This is a genomic window from Paenibacillus alba (assembly GCF_013204855.1).
In the GTDB taxonomy this organism is placed as follows: domain Bacteria; phylum Bacillota; class Bacilli; order Paenibacillales; family NBRC-103111; genus Paenibacillus_E; species Paenibacillus_E alba.
Genome location: NZ_JABMKZ010000003.1, coordinates 250,739 through 275,211 on the forward strand (window position 1 = coordinate 250,739; position 24,473 = coordinate 275,211).

Here is a 24,473-nt window from a genome sequence, read left to right on the forward strand (position 1 = left end):
GTGATGCAGCTTGGTGGTTTTTTTATACGACATAATTGAAACTTTTTTCCAGTTTTGTCGTCTACTTATGAGACAAGCAAGTTGAGAAGGGAGTCAATCGTGTGAATGTTAGTCCGATTAGCAAAGCTTCATTTCGTTTTATAGGCATGATTGGAAGTTTGATCATAGCCCTATGGCTGCAAGGAAACGCACTTTTTTTGGATAAAGCGTATGCTGAAACCGCGATGATTGAGATTCAATCGGAGATCGGATTTGGCGCATCGAACGTGAAACAAGGTGTTTGGACCCCGGTAAAGATAACTCTGCACAATAAAGGCACTGATCTATCGGGCGATTTGGTGATCAAGGTGGCTAATCCCAATGGGAACAAGGATTTTAGTTATGCGCAGCAGGTTGAGCTGCCCAAAGGCAGTACAAAAGTGGTCACGCTTCTGATACCTGGCTTTTCGTATACGAGCAGCAATAATTCCATAGCTTTTTATGAAAAGACCGTTAAAAGCGGGAAAAAAATCCCTTTAGATGGCAAAACCTATTTGGAAGCCTTCCAGTTCCCTAAGGAGACACTGCAAGTAGGCGTCTTAGCTCGGGATGTAGATACAATGAATTTCCTAAGTTTGCTTAACCAAGCAGGGAAGAAACTAAATCTCATTCACCTGAAGCAGCAGGAAATACCACAGGAGGCACTCGGGTTAGATAGCTTTGATGTGCTTGTTTTCAATGATTTTGCATCCGATACTCTGTCCAAAGAACAAGTGCAGGCTACTAAGCAATGGGTGAAACGAGGCGGTACGCTTATTCTTGCTGGAGGCGCAGGGTACTCCAAGACAGCAGCCCCATTTGCTGAGATGGCTCCTGTGGCTTATCAAGGAACAGAGTCGGTCCAAGCACTCTCCGAAGTGGCTAAAATGGGGGAGAAGGAGCTGCAGCTTACACAGCCTTTTACGCTTTCCAAAGCGTCATTGACGAAAGGCTCCGTAGCAATTGTATCTGAGAATACTTTGCCTATTTATGCTCGCAGCGCTTATGGAGCCGGTTACGTGGCTTATGCTGCGTATGATTTATCTCTGAATCCGATGGCCTCGTGGAACGGGAATTCGCGATTATGGGAACAGCTATTAGCTGAGCCAATTGAAAAGGCAAACGCATACGACTTGAATCAAATGCGTAATGGCAATAACGGTTACTGGGAAATGAATCAGGCATTGGAGTACTTTCCGTCTCTGCTGCCGCCCAAATTAGGTGGACTTGCTATCGTACTCTTGATTTACGCGATCGTTGTTGGACCGCTGCTTTATTTGATTTTGCGCCGCTTAGATCGTAGAGAATGGGCATGGTATATCATTCCGCTAGTTGCGATTGTTACAAGCGTCGGAATATTTCAATTCAGTGCCTCCAATCGGGGGAACAAGATGGCTCAGACGTTTAACACGATCGCTTTGAATGGATCCGGTTCCGGAATGAAACAATCCATGACGTCTGTCTTTCTGCCAAAGGGTGGGAATATTGAACTCAGATTCCCGGAAAAGGGAACGGTATCTCCGTTCTTCCAAAGCGATGTATACCCAAACTTGCAGTTGCATGACAGCAATGAGTTTATCATTCGCCAAGAACAAGAAGAGACAATCGTCGGTCTCCAGGATATTCCTTATTCATCCGTCAGCAAATTCGTCTTTAACAGGGAACAGCCAATAGAGCTGGGAAAACTTGACTATCACCTTACAGAGTTGTCAGCCAACGGGGCAAAAGGAGAAATTACAAACAACACGAAGAAGGATTTAACAGACGTTGCACTTCTTATTAATCAATCTTATGTCAACCTAGGACCTGTAAAAGCTGGCGCTTCATCGAGCTTTGATACAGCGATCGGCAATCGTAATTCAAATGGCATGAATTATGGACAGCTTGCGTTTCCATTTCCAACTACGAACAGCAATTTGGATTACAGCTTGCAGCAGCGTGCCATATTAAACACGTTTATCCAACGTAAATCCAAGATTTCCGGTGGATTCATGCCTATGATCGTTGGTTGGTACAAGGAACAGTCATCGTTGTCACTTACTTCAAATAGTACGGTGCCAACTGAAGAAATTACGCTGGTTGCGCAAGAGATGAAGCTTGATTATGTCACACCTGACGGTAGAATCGTGATTCCTAGCACGGCCATCCTACCAGATTTCGTTGATAACCATTTGAAAATGAGTGCTATTCAGATTCAGGAGGGACCTTTCATGCAGATGGCCAGTGGGGATATCACGCTGGTATACCGCCTGCCTCCTCTGCCAGGGGCTGCCTATCACAAGCTGGAGATAACTGGAGATCCAAATCCGGAAGTAACTTTGGACTTATGGAATGCACAAACAGGCGCATGGGAGCCATTCCCCTTAAAATCCTACCAGACATGGGAGGGAGATAAGCTGCAGCCTTATATCTTAGAGGGGAAAACGATTCGGATGAGAGCTGCAACGGTACAAAATAATACGATGTTCCGCATTCCGGCTGTTTCTCTGGAAGGAACGGTGAAATGATGATTACAACCACAGAGTTAACGAAAAGATATGGGAATTTTACGGCGCTAGATTCTTTAACCATGCAGATTGATAAAGGTACCGTTTTTGGCTTTGTAGGTCCCAACGGAGCCGGCAAATCAACCACGATGTCGATTCTGGCTACACTGCTGAACCCAACCTCCGGCTCCGCTCAAGTTGGCGGATACGATGTCACCGAGAAACCAAAGGAAGTTCGTAAACTGATCGGCTATATGCCTGACTTTTTTGGTGTCTATGACAATTTCAAAGCAACGGAGTATCTCGATTTCTATGGTGCCAGTTATGGCATATCGAGAGCTGACCGCATGAAGCTGATTCCACAGCTGCTGGATCTTGTCAATTTAACGGAAAAAGCGGATTTCTACGTGGATTCCTTATCACGAGGCATGAAGCAGCGTCTCTGCTTAGCCAGATGCCTCGTACATGAGCCAGAGGTGCTGATTCTCGATGAACCGGCCTCAGGGCTTGATCCAAGAGCGCGAATCGAAATGCGAGAGATCCTAAAGGAACTTAAGGCGATGGGGAAAACGATCATCATCTCATCGCATATTTTGCCGGAGCTAGCAGAGATGGTTGACGAAATAGGTGTTATTGAATACGGCAAATTGATTGCAAAAGGTAAAGTTTCAGACATCCAAAGCAGGATGAAAGCCAATCGTGTGCTGCAAGTTCGTATGGCAAACAGAGCGGAGGAGGCTGTCGTCTACTTGCAGCAGCAGCCGCATGTGACGATGGTGCTGCAAGATGAGAAAGGGCTGCATGTCCATTTTGGCGGGACGGACGAGGATCAGACGAATCTACTTGCGCGATTGATCCAAAATGGGTTTCCTCTCTTGTCGTTCAGCGAAGCATTAACGAATCTGGAAGATGTGTTTCTGGAAATCACGAAAGGAGGCGGCGCACATGATGAACAGCAAGTTAAATTGGATTAATCCTGTAATGGAAAAAGAATTCCGCTTGCGGATGCGGACAATCCGATCACCGATTTCCATACTGGTCTATCTACTGGCGATTGGCTTGATTGCGCTTGGTTTCGCTTATATCAATATGAGAAACATGCAATCCGGTGTGCTTAGCACGGCTAATAGCAGCCAGTTATTTTATTTCCTGAGCGGAACTCAATTAGTTCTTATCGCCTTCATGACGCCGGGTTTAACGGCTGGGGTCATCAGTGGCGAGCGGGAAAAACAAACACTCAACATGCTTTTGACGACGCAGCAAAGCTCAGGGACGATTATTTTGAGCAAGCTGTTTGCGTCGCTTAGTTTTATGCTGCTTACAGTAGTGGCGACAATGCCGCTTTACAGCATTGTGTTTCTGTATGGCGGAGTATCTCCGCTGCAAGTGCTGTCTGTTTTTGTTTTTTATATTTTTGTGATGCTGCTCTTAGGGGCAGTCGGGATCTTCTTTTCCACAATTCTGAAGAAAACAGTCATTTCGGTTATTGCCACGTATGGCTTTGTGCTTTTCATTTTTGGATTTACAGCTTTGGCGGGACTATTTTTTGGCAATATTGGCCGCAGAGGAATGAATGAAGAGGTACTGGGCTACTTCTTGAGCTTTAATCCGATGGCCGTTCTGGTCAGTTTGATGGTGCCGGATTTTGCCAAGGAGTTGTTTAAGGGACATACGCATCTGCAAATGTGGCATATTTTCGTAGCCGCGTATGCCGTGCTGCTGAGCCTTTTAATATGGCTGAGTGTAAGATATTTGAGACCGATTATGAAACGTAAAAAATAAATGGGTGTTACAAAAAAAGGTGTAACTATGGATAATGCTCATCAGGAAGGAGCTGTCTGCTTATGAAGTATAATTCGCTGGATGATCTGCTTCAGAACGTGAAACTACGTCTCTACAAAGCGAAAGGGTTGGATTACTTTTTTCGGAGTTTGACAATAGGCATTGCGTTTGCCTGTCTTTGGCTGCTTAGCGGTCGGTTCTTCCTGATCAGCGGTTATCGGTATGGAGCAATCATTAGTGTGGGTGCCGCGGTTGTTATTGGAGCTGCTTGGTTATTCCTACAGCGTCCAAAGATCATTGATGCGGCAAAGTTATTGGATCAACATGGCTTGGATGACCGTATTTCGACGGCGCTTCTAAGCACCCGGCAAACCTCAATCGTTGCCGCCTTGCAAAGACAGGATGCTCTTGATCAAGCAAATGGCTTTGTGGAAGAACGGTTAAAAACCGTTGTTGCGTTCTCTGTCCCGAGAAGACGCTGGATTCCCGTTGCTGCTGGTTTAATGCTCGTAGGAGGACTATTGATTCTACCGAATTCAAATGATGATGCTCTTCTGCACGTCAAGAAAGACAAGCAGTGGGTTGAAGACGAGCGGAAACAGGTCGATGAGCTGGTTAAGGAACTGGCCGCGAAACCGTCTCCACTGCCAATAACCAAGCAAATGACGGAAGATTTAAAGGAGCTGGAGAAGCGCTTAAGTCAAACGCCAACGACAGCTAAAGCATTGGAGGAGCTGGAGAAATCGCTGAAGAAAATGGAAGCAGCCATAGGAGAACTGGAAAAACAACAACGGCATGCTGAGCAGTGGGCCGAATCGATGCAGCGGACAGAAGCGCTGCGCGAGTTAGGGAAATCTCTCGCACAGAAGAGTGCGGAAAGCGTTCAGCGTGAGGCTGCTAAGCTTGCTGAGCAAGTTCAGAAGATGACGCCGCAGCAGAAGCAGCAGCTCGCCAGCGAGCTTGAGCGCTTGGCAGCCTCGGCTGCAGCCGGCTCGCCGGATGCTGAACAGCAGCTGCGCCAGCAGCTTCAGCAGGCCGCTAGCGCGCTGCGCAGCGGTGAGGACGCTGCTAAGCAGCTAAGCCAGCTGCAAGCCGGCCTTGCGGCTGCCAGCGCCGCGCAGCAAGCTCTGGCGCAGCAGCAAGCGCAGGCAGCGGGGGCGGCAGCAAGTCTCGCCGCCGGAGCCCTGCCGCAGGCGCGCGAGCTTGCGGCAAGCGGGGCGCAGCCGGGGCAGGCGTGGGCGCCCGGCGGCCGCGCCGAGCAGTTGGCCGCAGCTGGCAGCACGGCGGCCCCAAGCGCAAGTGCTCCGCCAGCCGCAGGTGTGGCGGGAGCGAGCGCAGCGCCGGGCAGCAGCGCTGGCGGTATTTCGCCCGGAGGCGGTGCAGGCACGGGCGGAGCCGGTGGCGCAGGCGGAGCGCCCGGGGGCGGCGCAGGAGCGAATGCTGCGGCTGGGGCCGGCGGCGCATCTGGCGGCAGCGGAGCCGGCGGGACGCAAGGCGGCACGGGCGCGGGTTCGCGCGGGCTTGTGGCAACGCCGAGGGAACGCTCCGGTACCGGAGGCAGCTACGTCGATGGCGGGCCCACCCGCGGGGGTGGCGGTGAAGTCAGTCGAGGCGGATCGGCTCCGGCCATGGATGGAGCCTCGCGTCCGTACGAAGATGTGTATGCCGATTACGCGGCAGAAGCTTCAAGCTCGTTGAATCGCACCGAGCTCCCGCAGCATATGCAAAGTATCGTGCGAGATTACTTCTTGGAAATTCAACCACAACGGTAGTTTGAGAGGAACGGGAGGGGCAGAATTAATGGTCGAATCCAAAGAACAATTAGATAGCTGGAGAGCAGCGGTCGAGCAAATGAAAGAGCAGATCGGTCAAGTCATCGTTGGCCAGCAAGAAGTCGTCGAGCAGATGCTTTGGTGTATTTTAGCTGGAGGGCATGCGCTGCTTGAGGGAATACCTGGTCTGGGGAAAACCATGCTTGTGAAAACGATCGCGGACACAGTGGATCTTAGCTTTTCACGCATCCAATTTACACCGGATTTAATGCCGGCAGATATTACAGGAACGAATGTGATTCAATTTGGGACTCAGGGTGAAACTTCTTACAAGTTCCAGCACGGGCCGTTGTTTGGTCATGTCGTTCTGGCAGATGAAATCAACCGGGCAACACCCAAAACCCAAAGTGCTCTGCTCGAAGCCATGCAGGAGAAAACCGTTACGGTGGGCTCAGAAACTTACAAGCTCCCGACGCCTTTTTTTGTTTTGGCCACACAGAATCCATTGGAGCAAGAAGGGACCTATCCGCTCCCTGAAGCACAGCTTGACCGATTTTTACTTAAAATTCATGTCACTTATCCGACCAAAAACGAACTAAAGGAAATTGTTATGCGAACAACCTCCGGTCAGCGGCTGCAGGCCGAAAAAGTAGCAGATGGCTCACTCTTGCAAGATATTCAATCCGGACTCAAAGAAATTCTTGTTTCTGATGATGTCCTTGACTTTGCGGTTCAATTGTTGATGAATACGCATCCAGAGGAAGCTGCGGCACCTGATGAAGTCAAAAGATACATTCGTTTTGGTTCAGGACCTCGTGGTGTCCAAGCTATGATTTCCGTGTCAAAAGTTAGAGCATTTCTCGCTGGTCGATATCATGTCTCGAAGCAGGATGTGTGTGTTGTCGCAGTTCCGGCATTGCGCCACCGATTATTTCTTAATTTCGAAGGTCAGGCTATGGGGATTTCGCCGGATCTTATTGTTCAAGCCATCATTAGCTCGATGGAGAATGGACGATGAATGGTGGTTTAAATTTACTGGACCCCGCCCTAATGCGACGATTGGATCAGATGAGTATCGCTGCAAAAAGCCGCATTCGCGGAACCATGCAGGGCAAAAGACGCTCAAAGCAGTTAGGTTCATCGCTCGAGTTTGCTGATTATCGTTTATACACGCCAGGTGATGATACGCGTCAATTAGATTGGCATGCCTACGGGCGAACAGGAAAACCGTTCATTAAGCTATTTATGGACGAGCAGGAGCTTCAGGTTCATTTGTGGCTAGATGCTTCAAAATCGATGGATTTTGGACGCAAAGAAGGAGTCTCCCCTTCTAAGTGGGAGTATGCCAGACAGTTGGCGGCAGGCATTGGTTATTTGTCATTAAACCGTTTTGATCGCGTAAGTGCTGCAATGTTCACGAATGAAATTACGAAGCAACAGAAGCTGCTTCGCGGAAAAGGGAGTTCATTGCGGCTTTTTGAATTTCTGGCAAGCACTGAACCAGAGGGGATTGGGGATATTAGCGCTGCATTTCGCAACCCATCCATTTTACCCCGGCAGGCAGGGATGACTTGGGTGTTTTCGGATTTTTTTTACGAACAAGGGCTTGAGGACGCCTTGAAATATTTGCTTGCAGCGAAGCAAGAAGTGGTTGTCGTCCAAGTGCTGGCGCCTGATGAGCTTGACCCTTTGCTCATGGGAGAGCTGCGTTTGCTTGACAGCGAAACAGGAGCAGCCAGAGAAGTGGCAATGAGCAGCAAAGTGCTTCAAGCGTATAAAGAGGCTGCGTTTCAATATACACAGACGCTAAAGTCGTTTTGCTATGAGCGGGGGATCACCTATCTGCTAGCCTTAACGGATGTGCCTGCAGCTGATTTTCTGCTTGGAGAGTTAAGGCGAAATGGACTTGTTCGTTAGCGCTGTGCCCATTGAGCGCTGCTGCGTCTTGCATGCCAGTAGCACCAGCCATAGATAAGGATGAAGACAACGATAAGTACAGTTGAGCAGCGGTACATGACCGCATAGCTTCCACTGACGCTGGCCAAAGCGCCTAAAGCCATCGCCCCTAAGCCAATGCCCAAATCGTTAGCTGAAAAAAAGGTTCCGTTAGCTGCGCCGCGGCGGTTAGGCGCAGCTCGCGCAATGGTCCAGGCCTGCAAGGCTGGCTGTATAGATCCGAAGCCAACTCCATAGCACAGCGCAGAAATTGCGAGGCTTACCTCGGAATGCGCATAGGACAGAAGAAGAAGTCCGGTTATCGTGAACAGCGCACCGGGAAGAAGCACCCACTGGGGTCCTTTTCGATCAAATAGAACGCCCGTTATCGGTCTTACGATCAGGACCATCGAAGCATTGCAAAGAAAAAACCAGCCGACATTGGGAATACCCGCTTCATGTCCGAACAAGGTAATGAAAGTGACAATACCTCCATAACATATCGCAGTACATAGTAATAAAACAGAAGGCAGCAAGGCCGTTCGCTCCCACAAACGATCCGTGAATTTCGGCGGTTGAGCCGACTTTTCCGGAGGCAGCGGTTTACTGTATGTGATAAAAAGTGAACTAAATAAAGAGAGCAGTGCCAGACAGGTTGAGATCAGCAGTACACGGGGGAACCCATAGGTTTGCATGATCCATAAGCCGGTCAAAGGAGCCAGCGCCATGGCAAAAGTGTTGGAAAGTCCGTAGTATCCCATGCCTTCCCCTCGCCGCTCAGGCGGAATAATATCAGCGATGACGGTGCCTAACGAGGTCGTTGACAGGCCCCAGCCGATACCGTGAACGAAGCGGGCAGCGAGAATCAGCGCAACCGCAGCCATATAGGAATACCCAGCTATCGTCAACGTGCAGATGGCTAATCCAACTAGCAGAACGTGTTTTCTGCCCAATAAATCAAGTGCTCTACCAGCGAAAGGCCGGGTAAGCAGCGAAGAAATCGTGAAAATGCCAATCACGAGGCCGACTTGAACATCGTTGCCTCCTAATTGTGAAACATGAGTCGGAATAGTCGGAATGAGCATTTGAAAGCTGAAGAAAAGCAATAAGTTTGACAATGATGTGATCAGAAAAGCTTTGGTCCAAAGCGGCTTTCTTTTCTTATCACTTACAGATACTGATTTCATGTTGCCTCCCATGTTGTTCATAAGCAAAGGTGTTAGACGAGGGAAAAACAGGTCTACGCCAAGTAGTATGCCCAAGCGGGTGGTATTCGAACGCAAGATAAAGTGAATGACAATTGCTGTGGAAAGGTGAGTACTTATGCAATTCGCATCGTTAAGCGGGCTATGGTTCTCGCTGGCTATCCCCATTATCTTATTGCTGTACATGTTAAAGCGCCGTTACATGGATACCGTTGTACCCAGCCATATGCTGTGGCAGCGGATTCTTCGAGAGCAAGAGGCTAATCGGCCTTGGCAGCGACTTCGCCAGCATGTACTGCTGTTTCTACAATTGTTGGCAGCTATATTGCTGATACTTGCTTTGATTCAGCCTTTGATCCGAGGTCAGCAAGCAGCTGCGAAGGCTCATGTTTTTTTCGTTCTCGATGCTTCAGCAAGTATGCAAGCTTCTTCTGGCATAAGAACAAGGTTGGATGCCGCAAAGCAAGGGATTCTTGATTATGCGGCAGATACAGCCGGGAATAGCAGCTACTCTCTTTTAGTTATGAAAGATCAGCCCGAGCTGCTCTTGCAGAAGGAAGCGAGTGTGGCGGCGCTCCAGAATGCGCTTGATAAGGTAGTGCCTTTTTACGGCAAAACAAAGGTGCAGGAGGCACTGTCGTTAGCCTCGGCATTAACACGTGAAGAAGCAGACGGAGAAGTGCGTATCTATACGGACCGGCAGTGGACGGATAAAATCGAGGGTATTACCTTTGCGATCCCAGTAAGTGTACAGGATTTCGGGGGTGCTTCGGCAAACGTGAAACGAGACACAAGCCAGGGAGGGACTCAATCAGAGCAAAGTTTGAGCAATGTGAGTATCGTGCAATTTGGGGTAAAGAGCAGTCCGCAAGCTGCGGATTCAAGAGCAGTAGCTGTATTGAAGAACTGGGGGACTGTGAGCACGACGGTCAAAATGACGTTTTATGCGGATTCGCAGGCGGTTCGCGAGGATTCCCTTCAGCTGAAGGCTGGAGAGCAAAAAACGTATGCCATTCAGCAGATGCAAGCGGCTAAGGTGTACAAGCTCCATTTGGACGCAAAAGACGCTTTGGAGATAGATAACACAGCTTATGCTTTCCCAGAAGGGACAGGCCGTTTGCAAGCCGTTTATGTGGGCGAGGGGAATTTGTTCATGCAAAAAGCCTTGTCTTTGGCCAATGTAGATGTGTTGCAAATGCAAAAAGGAAAAGATGGAGCCTACCCTATTCCTTTGGGGCTTGCTCCTGATTTGATCGTTCTGGACGGGATAAGTGAAGCGGATTCAGCCTTGCAATCAAACAAATGGCAGCAATTACTGCGGTCTAAGCCGTTGTGGGAGCTGGCATCTATGGCTGAAGCGGAAGTCGCTGTGCCTCAAAAAACATCTTTTACGATAGCGGAACATCCAGTAACTCGGTACCTTCGTCTTCAGGATGTCAATATTGTAAAAGCTCAGAACAACTCACGGCTCTCTTGGGGGAAAAGTATTGTTTCATCAGCTGAAGTTCCTTTGATCCTTGCGGGTACAGAAAATGGCCGGCCAAGGCTTTCCTTCAGGTTTCCGCTGGAACAATCCGATTTAGCGCTGCGATCTGAATTTCCCATACTTGTTCAAAATGCGGTCGCTTGGCTGACTGAACATCAAGGCGGCAATCTCGGTCGGGTCATAGCAGGCGAACGCTTGAGCATTGCGCTCCACCCGGAAGCGGTGAAAGCGTTTTGGCAAACAGAGATGTCAGGTGTTCCGAAGCAAGAAGCCGAGCTGGTGCAAAAAGGCTTGTCTGGTATCCAAACGGTGCCGCTGCTTCCCGGTTTATATGACTTTGCAGAGTATAATGCTGAGGGCCGTGAGCTGCAGTCGCGATTACTGGAAGTCGTTATGGACGCTAGGGAATCGAACATCAATGGGAAGCAAGAAAGTCCTCTGACGTTTCAGTCCGTGCAAGGGAATGCGGAGAAATCCAACACGGGGGATAGGATTGGTTTTATTGCTCTTCTACCTTGGCTCGTTGTGATTGTGCTGGGGCTGCTAGTTGTCGAATGGGAGGTGTACAGACGTGGGTATTCAGGTTGAGCATCTTCGCGTCCTGCTGCTGCTGCCGCTGCTTCTTATCTACATCGGATGGCTGTGGATAAGTCTTCACCGTCTCCAAGGACGTAGGAAAAAAGCAGTTGTTGCACTTCGCTCCATAATGTTGATCTTGCTTGTTTTTGCTCTAGCAGGCACACAGCTGTTCACAAAAACCAACCAAAGAAGTGTTGTGTTCGCGATAGACCGCTCTGAAAGTGTCAAGGAAGATAGGAAAGAGTTAGCATGGATTCAAGAGGCGGTGAAAGCGCGGACTTCAGAGAAAGATCAGGCAGGAGTTGTCTCGGCTGCGCTGCAAGCTTCCATTGAGAAACCCGTTGATGCCAGAAACTTGGATGGATTTCAGTTTACCGCGGAGGCCAACCCGCAGTTTTCTAATCTAGCTTCCGGTCTCCAGCTAGCAGCTGGATTACTTCCAAAAGGAAACTCAGGACGTGTGATTGTGATGTCGGATGGCGAAGAAAATGTGGGAGACCTTCTAAGTCAAGGGAAGCTTCTGCGCGATCGCGGCATTCAAGTGGATGTGGTTCCGCTTGTAGGCAAAGAACGCAAAGATGCTGCGATTGAAACCGTTCGTATACCAGACAAGCTCTATCAAGCGGAAGCTTACACGGTCCAAGTGGTCATTCGTTCCACAACCACAGGTCCAGCGCAATTGCGAGTGTTCGAGGACAACCGCGAAATGACGGTTCAGTGGGTGCAATTGAATAAAGGGGAGAATGTATTCGCCCTGCAATCTCTTGCCAAGGAGCCGGGATTTCATCGGTACCGAGCGGAGGTTTATCTGGAAGGCGATGAGCAGTCGGCCAATAATACACAGTATGGATTCAGCAAAGTGCAGGGTCCTCCGAAGGTATTAATCGTTGAAGGAACGGCAGGCAGCTCTCAAAATGTAGAAAGCGCTTTGCAAGCTGCAATGATTCCTTTTGAAACGATCGTTCCTGAGCTGCTCTCTAACGATTTGATCACCTACACAGGGTATGAAAGCATTATTTTAAATAATGTGGCCGCAACCCAAATTCCGCAGCTCCAAATGGACATGATCGAGCAGGCCGTGAGGGATTACAGCATTGGCCTTGTCATGCTGGGAGGGGATAACAGCTACGGTCTAGGCGGTTATTTCAAAACCCCAATCGAGCGGGCGCTCCCTGTATATATGGATTTGCGGGGAAAACGGGAAATTCCATCGCTGGGTATCGTACTCGTCATCGATAAATCGGGCAGCATGTCCGGTGAAAAAATGAAGCTGGCGCAAGAAGCGGCATCACGCACGGTGGATTTGCTGAGAGAGAAAGATACGATAGGCGTGCTTGGCTTTGATTCGTCGCCGAATTGGTATGTAGAACCTCAGAAGCTGACAGATAAAAAAGGGATCATTCAGAAAATTAATGCGATCCCGGCAGACGGAGGGACGGAGATATATACAGCCGTTGAAGAGGCTTATTCCAAGCTTTCCAAGGTAGAAGCTCAGCGGAAGCATATTATTTTACTGACAGATGGTCAGTCTGCCACGAATCAAAGTTATGCAGCACTTACCGAGAACATGCAAAAAGAACAAATCACGATGTCGACAGTTGCGATCGGAACGGATGCGGATCAATCATTGCTCAGCCAGTTAGCCGAGCTGGCAAAAGGAAGGTATTATGCGGCCGTGGATCAGAGTACGATACCGGCTATTTTTAGCCGCGAAGCTGTATTGATCTCGCGAACCTATGTAGTCAACCAGCCTTTTGTACCTGTCATAACCGGCGGGGCGGATTGGCGCAGCTTTATGGGTCAGGGGCTTCCTGTTCTGAATGGCTATATAGCCACAACGCCCAAAGAGGCGGCTGAAGTTGTTCTTGCAAGCTCTGAGCCGGATCCAGTTTTGGCTAGATGGCAGTATGGTTCAGGACGTTCTGTTGCCTGGACAAGTGATGTGACAGGGGCGTGGTCGGCCAATTGGGTGACGTGGCCTGCTTTCCCTCAAATGCTTGCGAGTATGGTCAAATGGACATTTCCGCAGTTTCAATCTTCTCCGATTGAACTGCAAACACATCTGACAGGCAATGAGCTGTCGCTGGAGGCTTCGAGCGGGAATCCAGAATGGATTGGCGGCAGCGGTGAAGAGGAGCTTCGAGCGATCGTGACGGATGAATCTTTGAGCATGCAGGAAATCAGCTTCACCTCTACAGCTCCAGGGAATTATTCAGCACAGCTGCCTGTGGATAAGTCAGGCGTATATATAGCGAAGACAGAGCTCCTCGCATCCGGCGGCGGAGAGGGAGCAGAGAAGCGCGTCATCGGCAGTTCGACGACGGGGTTCGTGATCCCTTATTCTCCGGAATATCGGATCACGGAAGGTCAAGGGCTCAGCAAACTTCAGCAGCTTGCTGAGCTTACAGGCGGACGGATGCTGTCGCTGGAACATCCGGAAGAAGCCTTTGCTTTCGCTTCTGCGCCGCAGAAGCGATTCACCCCCATCAGCGTGTATCTGCTGGTGGCGGCGCTCGCGCTGCTGCTGCTGGACATCGCAGCGCGTCGCTTGTCGCTGCCGCCCGGCCTGTGGGCCCGGGCGTTCAACGGGCGGGCCGCTGCTGCAGGCCCGCCCGAGCAAGCGGAGACGCCGATGGTGCGTCTGCGGGGACGCAAGCAGCTTGCGGAGCATAAGCTGCAGCGCAAGAGCGAGCGCCTCGCCGAAGGCGGCGCTCTGCGAGCCGCGGCTGCGCCGCCGCGGCCGCTCCCGGAGCAGCCTGCGGCAGCGGCTCCGGGGCCCCCTCCAGCGGCGGCTGCACCGGCGCCGCCGGACAGCATGAGCCGTTTGCTGGAAGCCAAACGGCGGGGCCGCAAATAGGAGATGACCCTAGCATTTTCGAGGAAGGTGCGATACACTATTTGTAGAAGGGTGTCGAAAACGGACGCCTTATTGACAAGTGAATTAGGAGGGGATTTGATTGGCTAGAAATAGCTACTCCATCGGTGTCCTGTTAATCGGCCTGGCCGTCGTATTACTTCTCGGAAAACTAGGTGTTTTTCATGTGCTTCTTTCCTTTTTTTGGCCGCTTGTTTTGCTCATTCCGGGGCTCTTGTTTCATTTTTTGTTTTTCAACCGCACGCTGCCGGTTGGCGTTCTTGTACCGGGCGGCATCTTGACGACGTACGCTGTCATGTTCTTCTATTGCAATCTTTTCGGATGGCATTCCATGAGTTATCTTTGGCCCGGCTTTATTCTAGGCGTAGCCATTGGTTTATACGAGCTTCATCTATTTGATCGCGGAAGTGATCGTGGTGTACTACTTGCCGCCATGGTTTTGGGAATTATTTCAGTTGTCTTTTTTGGACTTACTTTGCTTGTCCACTTAGGCGTCTATGTAATCGCTTTGATCCTTGTTTTTGCAGGACTTTTTATGATGTTTCGCAAGCGAAAAGTTTGGTAGTCACAGACAGCTATATGTAAAAGTTTTATGTTGCTGGGTTTTTACCTTGCATAATGTCGTAAATCTGCGTATAATAAGGGTAAATGTCAAGCGTCGGCGCTTATGTCCGACGCTTGTTTTATGAACAGAGACGAAAATTATAGGGTAGAGAGGGTTTGACATTCATGCACGCAAGAGACAAGATTCGCAATATTGCTATCATCGCGCACGTTGACCACGGCAAAACAACACTCGTAGATAAATTGCTTCAACAATCCGGAACATTCCGCGATAACGAGGCTATTCAAGAAAGAGCAATGGATTCCAACGATCTAGAGAGAGAACGCGGTATTACCATCCTTGCAAAAAATACGGCGATTAACTATAAAGATTACTTGATTAACATTGTAGATACACCTGGACATGCTGACTTCGGCGGAGAAGTTGAACGTATCATGAAAATGGTAGACGGCGTATTGTTGGTTGTTGATGCTTTCGAAGGCACAATGCCACAAACGAAGTTCGTTCTGCGTAAAGCATTGGAAAGCAACCTTTCTCCAGTTGTTGTTGTTAACAAAATTGACCGTCCAAATGCACGCCCTCAAGAAGTTGTGGATGAAGTTCTTGACTTGTTCATTGAACTTGGTGCAACGGATGAGCAGCTTGATTTCCACGTTGTATATGCTTCCGCTCTTCAAGGTACGTCAAGCTTGAATGCAGAGAAGCAAGATGATAACATGGAAGCTATTTATGAAACCATTGTTAGCCACATCCCGGCTCCTACAGAGGATGTTGAACAACCGCTTCAGTTCCTTGTTACATTGATGGATTACAATGAATACCTGGGTCGTATCGGCGTTGGCCGTGTGAACCGTGGTAAAATTCGTCAAGGGCAAACTGTTGCGGTTATGACGCGTGAAGGCGGACAAAAACAAGCGAGAATCGAAAAATTATTCGGTTTCACAGGCTTGAAACGGATTGAAATTGAAGAAGCAGCTGCAGGGGATATCATTGCGATTGCAGGGATCAAAGATATCAATATTGGTGAAACGGTCGCAGATCCTGCGAATCCGGAAGCATTGCCTGTCTTGAAAATTGATGAGCCTACGCTTCAAATGACCTTTATCGTAAATAACTCACCGTTCGCAGGACGTGAAGGGAAATGGGTAACTTCCCGTAAAATCCGCGAGCGTCTATACAAAGAGCTTGAAACGGATGTTAGCTTGCGCGTTGAAGATACAGACAGCCCGGATGCGTTTGTCGTATCAGGCCGCGGCGAGCTTCACTTAGGCATTTTGATTGAAAACATGCGTCGTGAAGGCTTTGAATTGCAAGTTTCCAAACCAGAAGTTATCATTCGTCAAATCGACGGACAAAAAATGGAGCCAATCGAGCGTTTAATCATCGACGTTCCAGAAGACAGCATGGGTTCCGTTATGGAGAGCTTAGGTTCCCGCAAAGCGGAAATGGTTAACATGATCAACAACGGCAGCGGAAACGTTCGTCTTGAGTTCTTAATCCCAGCTCGTGGCTTGATCGGTTACAGAACGAACTTCTTAACACTTACACGCGGTTACGGGATTATGAACCATGCTTTTGACAGCTATGGTCCTTACCAAGGCGCTGGTGTAGGCGGACGTCATGAAGGAGTTCTGGTTTCCAGTGAGTCCGGTGTATCGACACTTTACGGTATTCTTTCTGTAGAGGATCGCGGAATCTTGTTCGTACATCCACAAACAGAAGTTTACGAAGGAATGGTTGTTGGCGAGCATACGCGTGACAATGATATCATCGTTAACATCTGTAAGGAAAAAGCGGTAAACAATATCCGTTCTGCGAACAAAGAAGAAACGGTCAAAATGAAAACTCCTCGTATGTACTCTTTGGAGCAAGCGCTTGAGTATTTGAATGATGATGAGTATTGTGAAATTACACCAAAATCTGTTCGTATCCGTAAAAAGATTTTGAACAAAAGCGAGCGCGAGCGTGCAGAGAAGCACCGCAAAACTGCGGAAGCTAACGTATAATTCACAAAGTGTTCTTAATAGGGGGAATGTCAGCCTTTGGGCTGCGTTTCCCTTTATTTTTTTTGGCGTATGAGCGATAATGATGTAGACTTTATTTTTTGGAAATGGAATGGAGTGTATGTTCGATGACTGCCTTGAATGAGTGGTTTGGTAATCACATTTACATCACGTATCTATTAATCTTTATATTTATGTCTTATGTGTATAACAAGGTTTTCCGTACGCGAAAGCTCCCGGTCCTCAAAACAGCTCTCATCTATGTCTTGATGGCGCTAGGATCTGTGATGCTGCTAGGATTTCAACTGGTCGGCCTGCCGATTGTGCTTTGTTTGACGGTAGCGATTTCATTGATGTTTCTTGTGCGAATTCGTTACTTCATTGAGAAAAGAAGCGGGAATCGACCTACCTAAACGAACTTTTCTCTAAGGGAAGACGGGGGTACTCATGACGCGATACTGGTTAACGCCTATTCTGGGCTATTCGCCTCTGGTTTTAGGATCTGAACGGATCCATTGCACGCCGCTTGCCGACTTGGAAGCTTTTCGCCTTATTGCGAGTAGGAAGCATCCAAGGTTGCTGCCATTGTTCAAGTCTGGTCTGCTGCTAAGTGATGATGAAGACGTATGTGGTTCAGAGCTCGTAGAATTGGATTTATCGGAGTTAGAGGACATTGTATTTAATGGAGATCCTTACCATCTCTCCCATTGCGCAGAGGCTTTTCTGGACCGTCTCCTTACGCGTCAGGAAACGTGGGAACTGGTTTCTTCCATTTCGGAAATCGATTGGGACGACCAAGACCACGATGTCAAGTGGAAACAACAATGGTTGCGCTGGCTGGAAGCTGGCTTCGACGTTATTATGCTCAGAGAGGATGGGTACTAATTTGAATCTTCAGGATACTTTTTTCAATTGGCTCCAAATGCACATCGTTCATCAAGCAAGGCCTGACGATGAAGCCGCCAAAGAGACATTGGACTTTTTCGCGCTTATTTTACGTGAAGATCACGGCGTTCAGCATCTCGAGCTTGTGGATGAAACCGATCGTCAGAAGATTCACATCGCCTACGAGAAAGATGGCATTTCCAGCAAACAGAGCTTTGACCGGGAATCTGCGGAGAAGCTGTTGGATGATATTAATTCCAATCCGATATACAATAATCAATAAGGACAATTTGTTCATAACTTTTTGAATCAGACGTACAATAAGGTATATCTGGGTTAAAAAGGAGTGTTCACATGCGCCGAAAATAGATACATATGGGTGGAACGCTTGCCACCGGCTATGCTATACTGTAAGTGTAAGGATCGTTTTCAACCACCTTAGTAGGAGGCGCAGACGATATGGCTGAACACATCCCAGCTTTGCCGGAGCAAATGATTGAGCGCGCCCACATGATCATTAAACCTGAATATGAGAAAACTTGCACGAGCCGAGTAATGGTAAACATGCCCGGCCAAGTTTTTGTTGCGATAAAAAAAGCCTAGATCTGCGCTCTTGCAGTTAGGCTTTTTGTTATCTTTCCGCGAATTACGGGTTAGGATTTCCTGCTGGATTCGCGTTATTGGGTCCTTGATTATTCGATGGATTGCGAATATCACGAGGCAGCTGTGGCATCACACGGCCCATGATATCAGCCATTTGTTCAGCAAACCCGGTAATCGGCCTGCCAGCTTGGATGTTGTCCCGGATGTTGCGCAGCCGTTGATCCAAATCCATATCGGCTGTTACGATGGCATTCACGCCGTAAGGATCTTTCTTGAGCGCTTCGGCTACGGAGTATTTGACCGTACCGACTTTGGCGCGATCCAGTTCCTTATTAATGTTAATGCCAACGACAGCGGTATTGCCGAAGACAACGCAATGCGCGCTCTCAACCTGCGGGATGCTGGTGGCTAACTGCTCCAACCGCTGTGCAACAGCTTTTGAATCTTTTATCTCGAGCTTTTGCGGGGCAATTTGTTGAACTTTAACTTGTCTTTGATTTGTATCTTGAGAGGGGGCACCACTTTTCGGCGCTTGACTACATCCAGCCGCGAGGGCCAGTACCAACGAGCATACGTACAATAGTCTCACTAGAATCGATCCTTTCCTCAAATCTCGCGTTTAGTTTGTCCTGCACAGCTAGGTTGTATGTATCATCAAATATAACCAATGATCTAACGCCAAATCTGGGAGGGGACACACCAATGAAAAAAATTTACGTGTTAGATACCAATGTACTGCTTCAGGACCCTAATGCTTTATTCGCATTCGAAGATAATGAAGTAGTCATACCCGCCGTGGTGTTGGAGGAAATCGATTCGAAGAAACGAAATGCGGAAGAAATTGGCCGTAATGCACGGCATGTCTCTAGATTGCTGGATGGCCTCAGAACCAAAGGCAACTTATCAGACGGTATCACACTAGAGCATGGCGGCAGCATTAAAGTGGAGCTCAATCATCGCAGCTTTGCGAAGCTGCAAGATACATTTGCTGAATTAACGAACGATAACCGAATTCTAGCGGTCGCGCTCAACTACCATTTGGAAGAGCAGGAGAATGAGCTTCCGAGACCGGTCGTGATCGTAAGTAAAGATACATTAGTTCGTATTAAGGCAGATGTGCTAGGTATCCCTGCCCAGGATTATTTAACGGATCGCATTGTCGCACAAACGGATATGTATACGGGATATATCACCCTTTTTGTACATCCTTCTGTGATTGATGAATTTTATTCGTACCGCTTCTTGACGGTAAGCTCTCTTAATCTCAGCTATATGCTGCATCCGAATGAGTTTGTCATTTTGCGGGATGAGCTTGGGTCTTCCAAATCAGCCTTGCTGAAAGTGACGACAGACGCCAAAAAACTGGAACCGCTCTTTATGAGCAATGATCCCATCTGGGGAATTGCCGCGCGGAATGCGCAGCAACGCATGGCTCTTGAGCTCCTGCTCAATGACGATATCCCGCTCGTCACCCTGACTGGGAAAGCGGGTACAGGCAAGACCCTGCTGACGTTGGCTGCTGGACTTATGAAGATTGAGGATGACCGTAAATACAAGAAGCTGTTAATTGCTCGGCCTGTTGTGCCAATGGGCAAAGATATTGGTTATCTGCCTGGTGAAAAAGATGAAAAGCTGCGTCCGTGGATGCAGCCGATCTATGATAATTTGGAATATTTGTTCGACACGAAAAAGCCTGGAGACATTGAAAAAATACTCGCTGGACTCGGCAGTATTCAAGTAGAAGCACTTACGTACATTCGTGGACGTTCGATCCCCGGGCAATTCATCATTATTGATGAAGCTCAGAACTTATCGAAGCATGAAGTGAAAACAATTGTTTCTCGTGTAGGGGAAGGTAGTAAAATCGTTCTGCTCGGCGACCCCGACCAAATTGATCATCCTTATCTGGATGCATCCAGCAATGGTCTGACTTATGTGGTCGAAAGGTTCAAACAAGAAGGAATCAGCGGACATATTACGCTTGAGCGTGGCGAGCGTTCGCATTTGGCTCAGCTTGCGGCAGATTTGCTCTAAAACATGCAAAAGCTTCACACGAACCCGCTCCGAGCCTGCCGAAAAGGCAGTCTCAGCAGGGGAAAAGCGTCGAACCCGCTCCGAGCCTGCCGAAAAGGCCGTCTCAACCTCGGAGAAGGCTACCAGCCAGCAAAAGTAAACTGAGCCAGCCAAAAAGGCCGGCTCAGCAGGGAAGAAGCATCGAACCCGCTCCGAGCCTGCCGAAAAGGCCGTCTCAACCTAAAGAAAACCATAACAAACAGGCGGATATTCATCATTGGATGGATATTCGCCTGTTTGTGTTTTAGTGTATCTATTTTTGTATATTTCACACGATGTTAAGCAAGGATCTCGATACGGCAGCGATACGCTTTGGCAATGCCTTTCATCAGCTCTTCCAGCTGACGATCGACTACGAATACTTCGCGGTCTTGGCTGTCCTTGTATAAGGCAAGAAGATGCTCCTCAATTTGAAGAGCGGCTTGGTCAACCTCAGCTTGTGGACTATCCGTTGTGAAGCGGAAAGATACGACTAGTTTATCATACAAATAGTTATTCTCTATGCGGCTTGTGAACCCGTAATCACTGAAGAGGTCCGTTAATTCGGCGTTATTTGGCAGTAGTCGCAGGGCCATGGGATCTGTTTCGATGTTCAATTCCGCCATAACCGTTAAGGCCGCTAACTTCTGTGCTTCCTGGCTAAAAATAAGCATTTCTTTGTCGCGGTCGAATACGTCAGCTTTACCTGCGAGTGCTTTGTCAATCTGTGCAAACAATCCGGGGAGTTTATCATCCGGCAGGTCCATTAATAGACCGATTTTGGGTTCCATGGGTATTCCTCACTTTGGTTAGTTGTCCATGCTAGTTTACAAGGATAATTTAAGTTTCACAACTGCGACGCCATTTTTGGTTTCGACGCTAACCACATCAAGGTAACTGACCATTTTTTTGGGGACAAAGCCAAGTTGAAATTCTTTGGTGAAATCCTCAATTGTCGTGTCAGGAAGCTGGAAACCGTTGAATTCAAGTTTATTGACGACGAAACGGACTTCATTCATATCTGGATTTTCTTTTAAAACAAACTTTCCTTCTAAGGATGCTTCGATTTGATCTTTTTTACCTTTGGCAATAATGTGTCCATCGGAAAAAGTGAAATTCAAGTTTTGCAGCAGGTTATCTTTTTCGTGAATGTATGAATTGAAATCGGTGTCGCTGATGCTGATAACCGGATTTTTAATGGAAGACAGGTCCATGAATTTATTTTCTTTGGTGACGTATTGTGGAAGCTCGCGAAAGGCTATAGCCAAGCTGGTTAGATATTCTCTAAATAAAGGCACGCCTTCTTGTTTCCACTGCTCATTTAAATTTTTAATCTGATTTTGGATGACTTGCGCTTGCGCGCTGACGGCCAATTGTTTGTCCAACTCCGCTTGAAGGGTGACGAGACGTTCCCGCTGAAGAAGGAATTTCTCTTTGGTCGCCTGAAGCTCGGTTCGCGATGATTCTAGCTCTGTTTTTAGGCTTTTTAACTGGTTGAACGAATCGGTGAAAGCCGAAAGAGCGCGGTGATCGTTCGTGATAATCATTTGCAAATATTCAAACATGCGGAGTGCGTCTGAGAAGGATTTTACGCTAAACAGCAGCATCCAGATTGAATCCCGATCGCCTGTATAGTAAGCCCTCATCACTTTGCCGGCATGCTTCCGTGTACTGTCGACCTGGTTAGTCTGCTTAACGATATTTTGTTCATTTTGCCCGATTTGAACGACGATTTTGGCATCCTGCTCATTTAATCGGCTAACCTCTTTGTCAATTTCAAAAATGGTTAGTCCTTTCTGTACGAGCTCCTTAGCTTCATCGGAAGCGGAAGGCGGTTCTTCCGCAAAGACGGGATAGAAAGGCAGCGTGAATGGTGTGAATAAGAGTAAGGACAATAGTAAAAGTACAAATTTATATTTCATCGAACGAATTCTCCCCCTATGAACAGATTATCATATTTCTATTAAATGAAGCACAAAAAAATACTTACCTCTGGGGAAGAGGCAAGTATTGGGCTTACTTCTATTTCTTAGCTGGTGCAATAAGTTTGAGAATTTCGTTGAAATTTTTCACGTTTTTAGGTACTTCTCTCGTCAATGGGGAAGCTTGGTTGATAGCATCGTAGGTTTGATGAAGAACAATATGATTGTCCTGTGCCTTGCCATCTGTCGTCAGTGAGAAGGTGATATCAACGGTTTGATCACGAATAAAGCCTTTATCGTCAATAGCGACTACTAATTTGCTTGGCGCTTTAAGCTGAATGCCGTTAAGTTGTGTCTTTTTGAATTCATCGGCTTGAGCGGCTGTCAGCAAACCGTTATTTTGCAAAGTACCGATAAACTCGGGCAGCTTGGCTTGCAGTGCGGTATTGACCTCTTTTTCGTTTTTGCTGGTAAGCTCCACGCTAATGGATTTGGCGGAAGAGCCATCTTTCAGCTTGACGGGTTCTTTGGCTTCTTTGTACCATTTGGCGTCAATCCCGCTAAATACAAGATTGCCAAGCGTGGTAGACAACTGAGACGTATTTTTCAAAGTATCCAAGGAAAGTGGGCTTTTGCCTGCTTGGCTTATTTGCTGCATATCAATCGCATAGAACTCATCAGCAGTCTTATTTAATGCTGGCATATTAAAATACAATTTGCTATCTTTAATGAGAATTGGTATTTCAAAAGGCGATGTAGATCCCTTGGGCGTAATTTTTAAGTCCGTTTGGAATTGCAGCGGCTCCAGGTTGCTAATTCCTTTCCAATCGATCGTGCTTTCTTTGAACAATGACAGCAGGCCATTCGTTAAAGGGTTGGAAGATTTCATCAGGCCATCGCTAATGGATAACGTGGTACCCCCTTCAAACGTATAAGAGGTCATTTCTTTTTGCTTGCTCAGAGATTGCTCCAAGGCTTCTTTCACTTTTGTGTTGTCAGTACAAGCTGTGAGCGATATGAGGCTGATCGCTGTTACTGCTGTTAAGGTGATCCACTTCTTTGACATGCTAATCTGTCTCTCCTTCCATAATCCTACTTTATTATAATGGTTTCCTATAGGTTTGTCTGTAAGTAAACAATTGGAGGGCTCCTATTGAATTTGAAAAATCAGCTTGGACACCCGGATGTGGTGAAGGCTTTGCTCGCTGCTATCCATTCAGACGGCAGCGGAGCTGTCTCATTTCGCGATTATATGGATATCTGTCTCTATAACGAGCCTCATGGTTATTATCGGAATGAAAATCCGAAGATTGGCAAGCAAGGCGACTTCTATACAAGCTCCTCGATCGGCTCTGTCATGGGTGAAATGATCGCAGCATGCATTTGCAAGGAGCTGCCTGCGGATTATTCTGAGCATGAAGCCATTCACGTTGTGGAATGGGGGGGAGGGGCTGGGCGCTTAGCTCTACACCTTTTGGATGAATTGAAAAGAACGACTCCGGCTGTATATGAGCGGATAACCTACACGATTATTGAATCGAGTGCTTATCATCGAGACCTGCAGCGCGCGGCGCTTCAAGCGCATTCCTCGAAGCTTAGATTTACCGATGCAGCAGAGTGGCTTGGAGAAGAACCGCAAGAGAATGTCTATGTAGTTGCAAATGAACTCCTGGATGCCTTTCCTATCCATCGAATTCGTTGCAAGGATTCCGCTTTTCAGGAGTCCTATGTAAGCTGGCATGAAACAGAGCAGGTTTTCCAAGAAATTTGGCGTCCATTGCAATCAGAACATATAGTAGACTATCTAACTCATATCGAAGTTCAATGGCTGGACGGACAAATTGGTGAGATTAATCTTGCTGCGGATCGTTGGATAGCAAATATGGGTCAACGTATGGCGAGTGGTTGCTGCATTGTGATTGATTATGGAGACTTAGATACTGAGCTTTACGCAGCTCACCGCTTCCAAGGATCATTGATGTGCTATCGCCAGCATCAAGCGCATGACAATCCATGGATTCATCAAGGGGAGCAGGATATGACCGCTCATGTGAATTTTAGTGCTTGTGAACGGGCCGCGCGGAAGCAGGGATTTGCGCCCGTTGCAATTCAGACACAGCGTGAGTTTTTGGTGGAGCAAGGGATTCTGCAGAAGCTGCAGGACCATTTTGATCCGAATCCGTTCAGTGACGTCTCCAAACGAAATCGTGCCATTAGGCAGCTTTTGTTAAGCGATCAGATGAGCGAGCTGTTCAAAGTGCTTATAGCCATGAAAAAAAGGTGATCCGCAAGGCGGGTCACCTTT

At 47.9% G+C, this 24,473-nt stretch carries 21 protein-coding genes; 16 read left to right on the top strand and 5 right to left on the bottom strand.

Going from position 1 to position 24,473, the window contains the following annotated elements; translation table 11 throughout:
• Window positions 1-101: 101 nt before the first annotated feature.
• The 6 genes from HQN90_RS04670 to HQN90_RS04695 all read left to right on the top strand — a co-directional run bounded on the left by HQN90_RS04670 (window position 102) and on the right by HQN90_RS04695 (window position 7,975).
• Window positions 102-2,525 carry a DUF7408 domain-containing protein gene (locus tag HQN90_RS04670; RefSeq protein WP_173216690.1) on the top strand — a complete coding sequence of 808 codons (2,424 nt, stop codon included), beginning with the start codon at window positions 102-104 and terminating at the stop codon, window positions 2,523-2,525.
• Window positions 2,525-3,478 (top strand): ABC transporter ATP-binding protein, encoded by a 954-nt coding sequence (locus tag HQN90_RS04675; RefSeq protein ID WP_173217058.1) that lies wholly within the window; start codon window positions 2,525-2,527, stop codon window positions 3,476-3,478. The genes HQN90_RS04670 and HQN90_RS04675 overlap by 1 nt, the downstream gene beginning before the upstream one ends.
• Entirely contained in the window at window positions 3,450-4,286 is an 837-nt protein-coding gene (locus HQN90_RS04680) for an ABC transporter permease (protein ID WP_246362080.1), read from the top strand. Before HQN90_RS04675 ends, HQN90_RS04680 begins: the two co-directional genes overlap by 29 nt.
• Window positions 4,287-4,348: 62 nt before the next feature.
• Window positions 4,349-6,058, top strand: a complete 1,710-nt coding sequence (locus tag HQN90_RS04685) for a hypothetical protein (protein WP_173216691.1) — start codon at window positions 4,349-4,351, stop codon at window positions 6,056-6,058.
• Between the two features lie 28 nt (window positions 6,059-6,086).
• Window positions 6,087-7,076: an AAA family ATPase gene (locus HQN90_RS04690; RefSeq protein WP_173216692.1), complete on the top strand. Its 990-nt coding sequence runs from the start codon at window positions 6,087-6,089 to the stop codon at window positions 7,074-7,076.
• Window positions 7,073-7,975: a DUF58 domain-containing protein gene (locus HQN90_RS04695; RefSeq protein ID WP_173216693.1), complete on the top strand. Its 903-nt coding sequence runs from the start codon at window positions 7,073-7,075 to the stop codon at window positions 7,973-7,975. Before HQN90_RS04690 ends, HQN90_RS04695 begins: the two co-directional genes overlap by 4 nt.
• On the opposite strand, the gene HQN90_RS04700 is transcribed toward HQN90_RS04695, so the two are convergent.
• A complete protein-coding gene (locus HQN90_RS04700) occupies window positions 7,972-9,180 on the bottom strand; it encodes an MFS transporter (protein WP_173216694.1) in 1,209 nt (402 codons plus the stop codon). The two genes, HQN90_RS04695 and HQN90_RS04700, sit on opposite strands and share 4 nt — an antisense overlap.
• Window positions 9,181-9,316: 136 nt before the next feature.
• Between HQN90_RS04700 and HQN90_RS04705 the strand changes: the two genes are divergently transcribed.
• From HQN90_RS04705 to HQN90_RS04740, 8 genes are all read left to right on the top strand, one after another.
• Window positions 9,317-11,272: a vWA domain-containing protein gene (locus HQN90_RS04705; RefSeq protein ID WP_173216695.1), complete on the top strand. Its 1,956-nt coding sequence runs from the start codon at window positions 9,317-9,319 to the stop codon at window positions 11,270-11,272.
• A complete protein-coding gene (locus HQN90_RS04710) occupies window positions 11,256-14,120 on the top strand; it encodes a VWA domain-containing protein (protein ID WP_173216696.1) in 2,865 nt (954 codons plus the stop codon). Before HQN90_RS04705 ends, HQN90_RS04710 begins: the two co-directional genes overlap by 17 nt.
• A 100-nt stretch (window positions 14,121-14,220) precedes the next feature.
• A complete protein-coding gene (locus HQN90_RS04715) occupies window positions 14,221-14,703 on the top strand; it encodes a hypothetical protein (protein ID WP_173216697.1) in 483 nt (160 codons plus the stop codon).
• A 164-nt stretch (window positions 14,704-14,867) separates the two neighbouring features.
• On the top strand, window positions 14,868-16,709 hold the full coding sequence (typA, locus tag HQN90_RS04720; protein ID WP_173216698.1) for a translational GTPase TypA: 1,842 nt from the start codon (window positions 14,868-14,870) through the stop codon (window positions 16,707-16,709).
• A 125-nt stretch (window positions 16,710-16,834) separates the two neighbouring features.
• Entirely contained in the window at window positions 16,835-17,119 is a 285-nt protein-coding gene (locus HQN90_RS04725) for a YlaH-like family protein (RefSeq protein ID WP_420851030.1), read from the top strand.
• A 34-nt stretch (window positions 17,120-17,153) separates the two neighbouring features.
• Window positions 17,154-17,591, top strand: coding sequence for a hypothetical protein (locus tag HQN90_RS04730; RefSeq protein WP_173216699.1), 438 nt, complete (start codon window positions 17,154-17,156; stop codon window positions 17,589-17,591).
• A gap of 1 nt (window position 17,592) precedes the next feature.
• Window positions 17,593-17,874, top strand: a complete 282-nt coding sequence (locus HQN90_RS04735; protein ID WP_173216700.1) for a hypothetical protein — start codon at window positions 17,593-17,595, stop codon at window positions 17,872-17,874.
• A 176-nt stretch (window positions 17,875-18,050) separates the two neighbouring features.
• Entirely contained in the window at window positions 18,051-18,194 is a 144-nt protein-coding gene (locus HQN90_RS04740) for a hypothetical protein (protein WP_173216701.1), read from the top strand.
• Between the two features lie 43 nt (window positions 18,195-18,237).
• Here the strand turns inward: HQN90_RS04740 and HQN90_RS04745 are convergent, their stop codons facing one another.
• Window positions 18,238-18,783 (bottom strand): YhcN/YlaJ family sporulation lipoprotein, encoded by a 546-nt coding sequence (locus tag HQN90_RS04745; RefSeq protein ID WP_173216702.1) that lies wholly within the window; start codon window positions 18,781-18,783, stop codon window positions 18,238-18,240.
• Window positions 18,784-18,896: 113 nt separating this feature from the next.
• On the opposite strand from HQN90_RS04745, the gene HQN90_RS04750 reads away from it, so the two are divergent.
• Window positions 18,897-20,228: a PhoH family protein gene (locus tag HQN90_RS04750; RefSeq protein ID WP_173216703.1), complete on the top strand. Its 1,332-nt coding sequence runs from the start codon at window positions 18,897-18,899 to the stop codon at window positions 20,226-20,228.
• A 317-nt stretch (window positions 20,229-20,545) separates the two neighbouring features.
• Here the strand turns inward: HQN90_RS04750 and HQN90_RS04755 are convergent, their stop codons facing one another.
• The 3 genes from HQN90_RS04755 to HQN90_RS04765 form a co-directional block, all read right to left on the bottom strand.
• Window positions 20,546-21,037 (bottom strand): hypothetical protein, encoded by a 492-nt coding sequence (locus HQN90_RS04755; RefSeq protein ID WP_173216704.1) that lies wholly within the window; start codon window positions 21,035-21,037, stop codon window positions 20,546-20,548.
• A 36-nt stretch (window positions 21,038-21,073) separates the two neighbouring features.
• Window positions 21,074-22,168 carry a coiled-coil domain-containing protein gene (locus HQN90_RS04760; protein WP_173216705.1) on the bottom strand — a complete coding sequence of 365 codons (1,095 nt, stop codon included), beginning with the start codon at window positions 22,166-22,168 and terminating at the stop codon, window positions 21,074-21,076.
• 100 nt (window positions 22,169-22,268) lie between these two features.
• Entirely contained in the window at window positions 22,269-23,234 is a 966-nt protein-coding gene (locus HQN90_RS04765) for a hypothetical protein (protein ID WP_173216706.1), read from the bottom strand.
• Window positions 23,235-23,321: 87 nt separating this feature from the next.
• On the opposite strand from HQN90_RS04765, the gene HQN90_RS04770 reads away from it, so the two are divergent.
• On the top strand, window positions 23,322-24,452 hold the full coding sequence (locus HQN90_RS04770) for a class I SAM-dependent methyltransferase (protein WP_173216707.1): 1,131 nt from the start codon (window positions 23,322-23,324) through the stop codon (window positions 24,450-24,452).
• The last annotated feature ends 21 nt before the right edge of the window (window positions 24,453-24,473 follow it).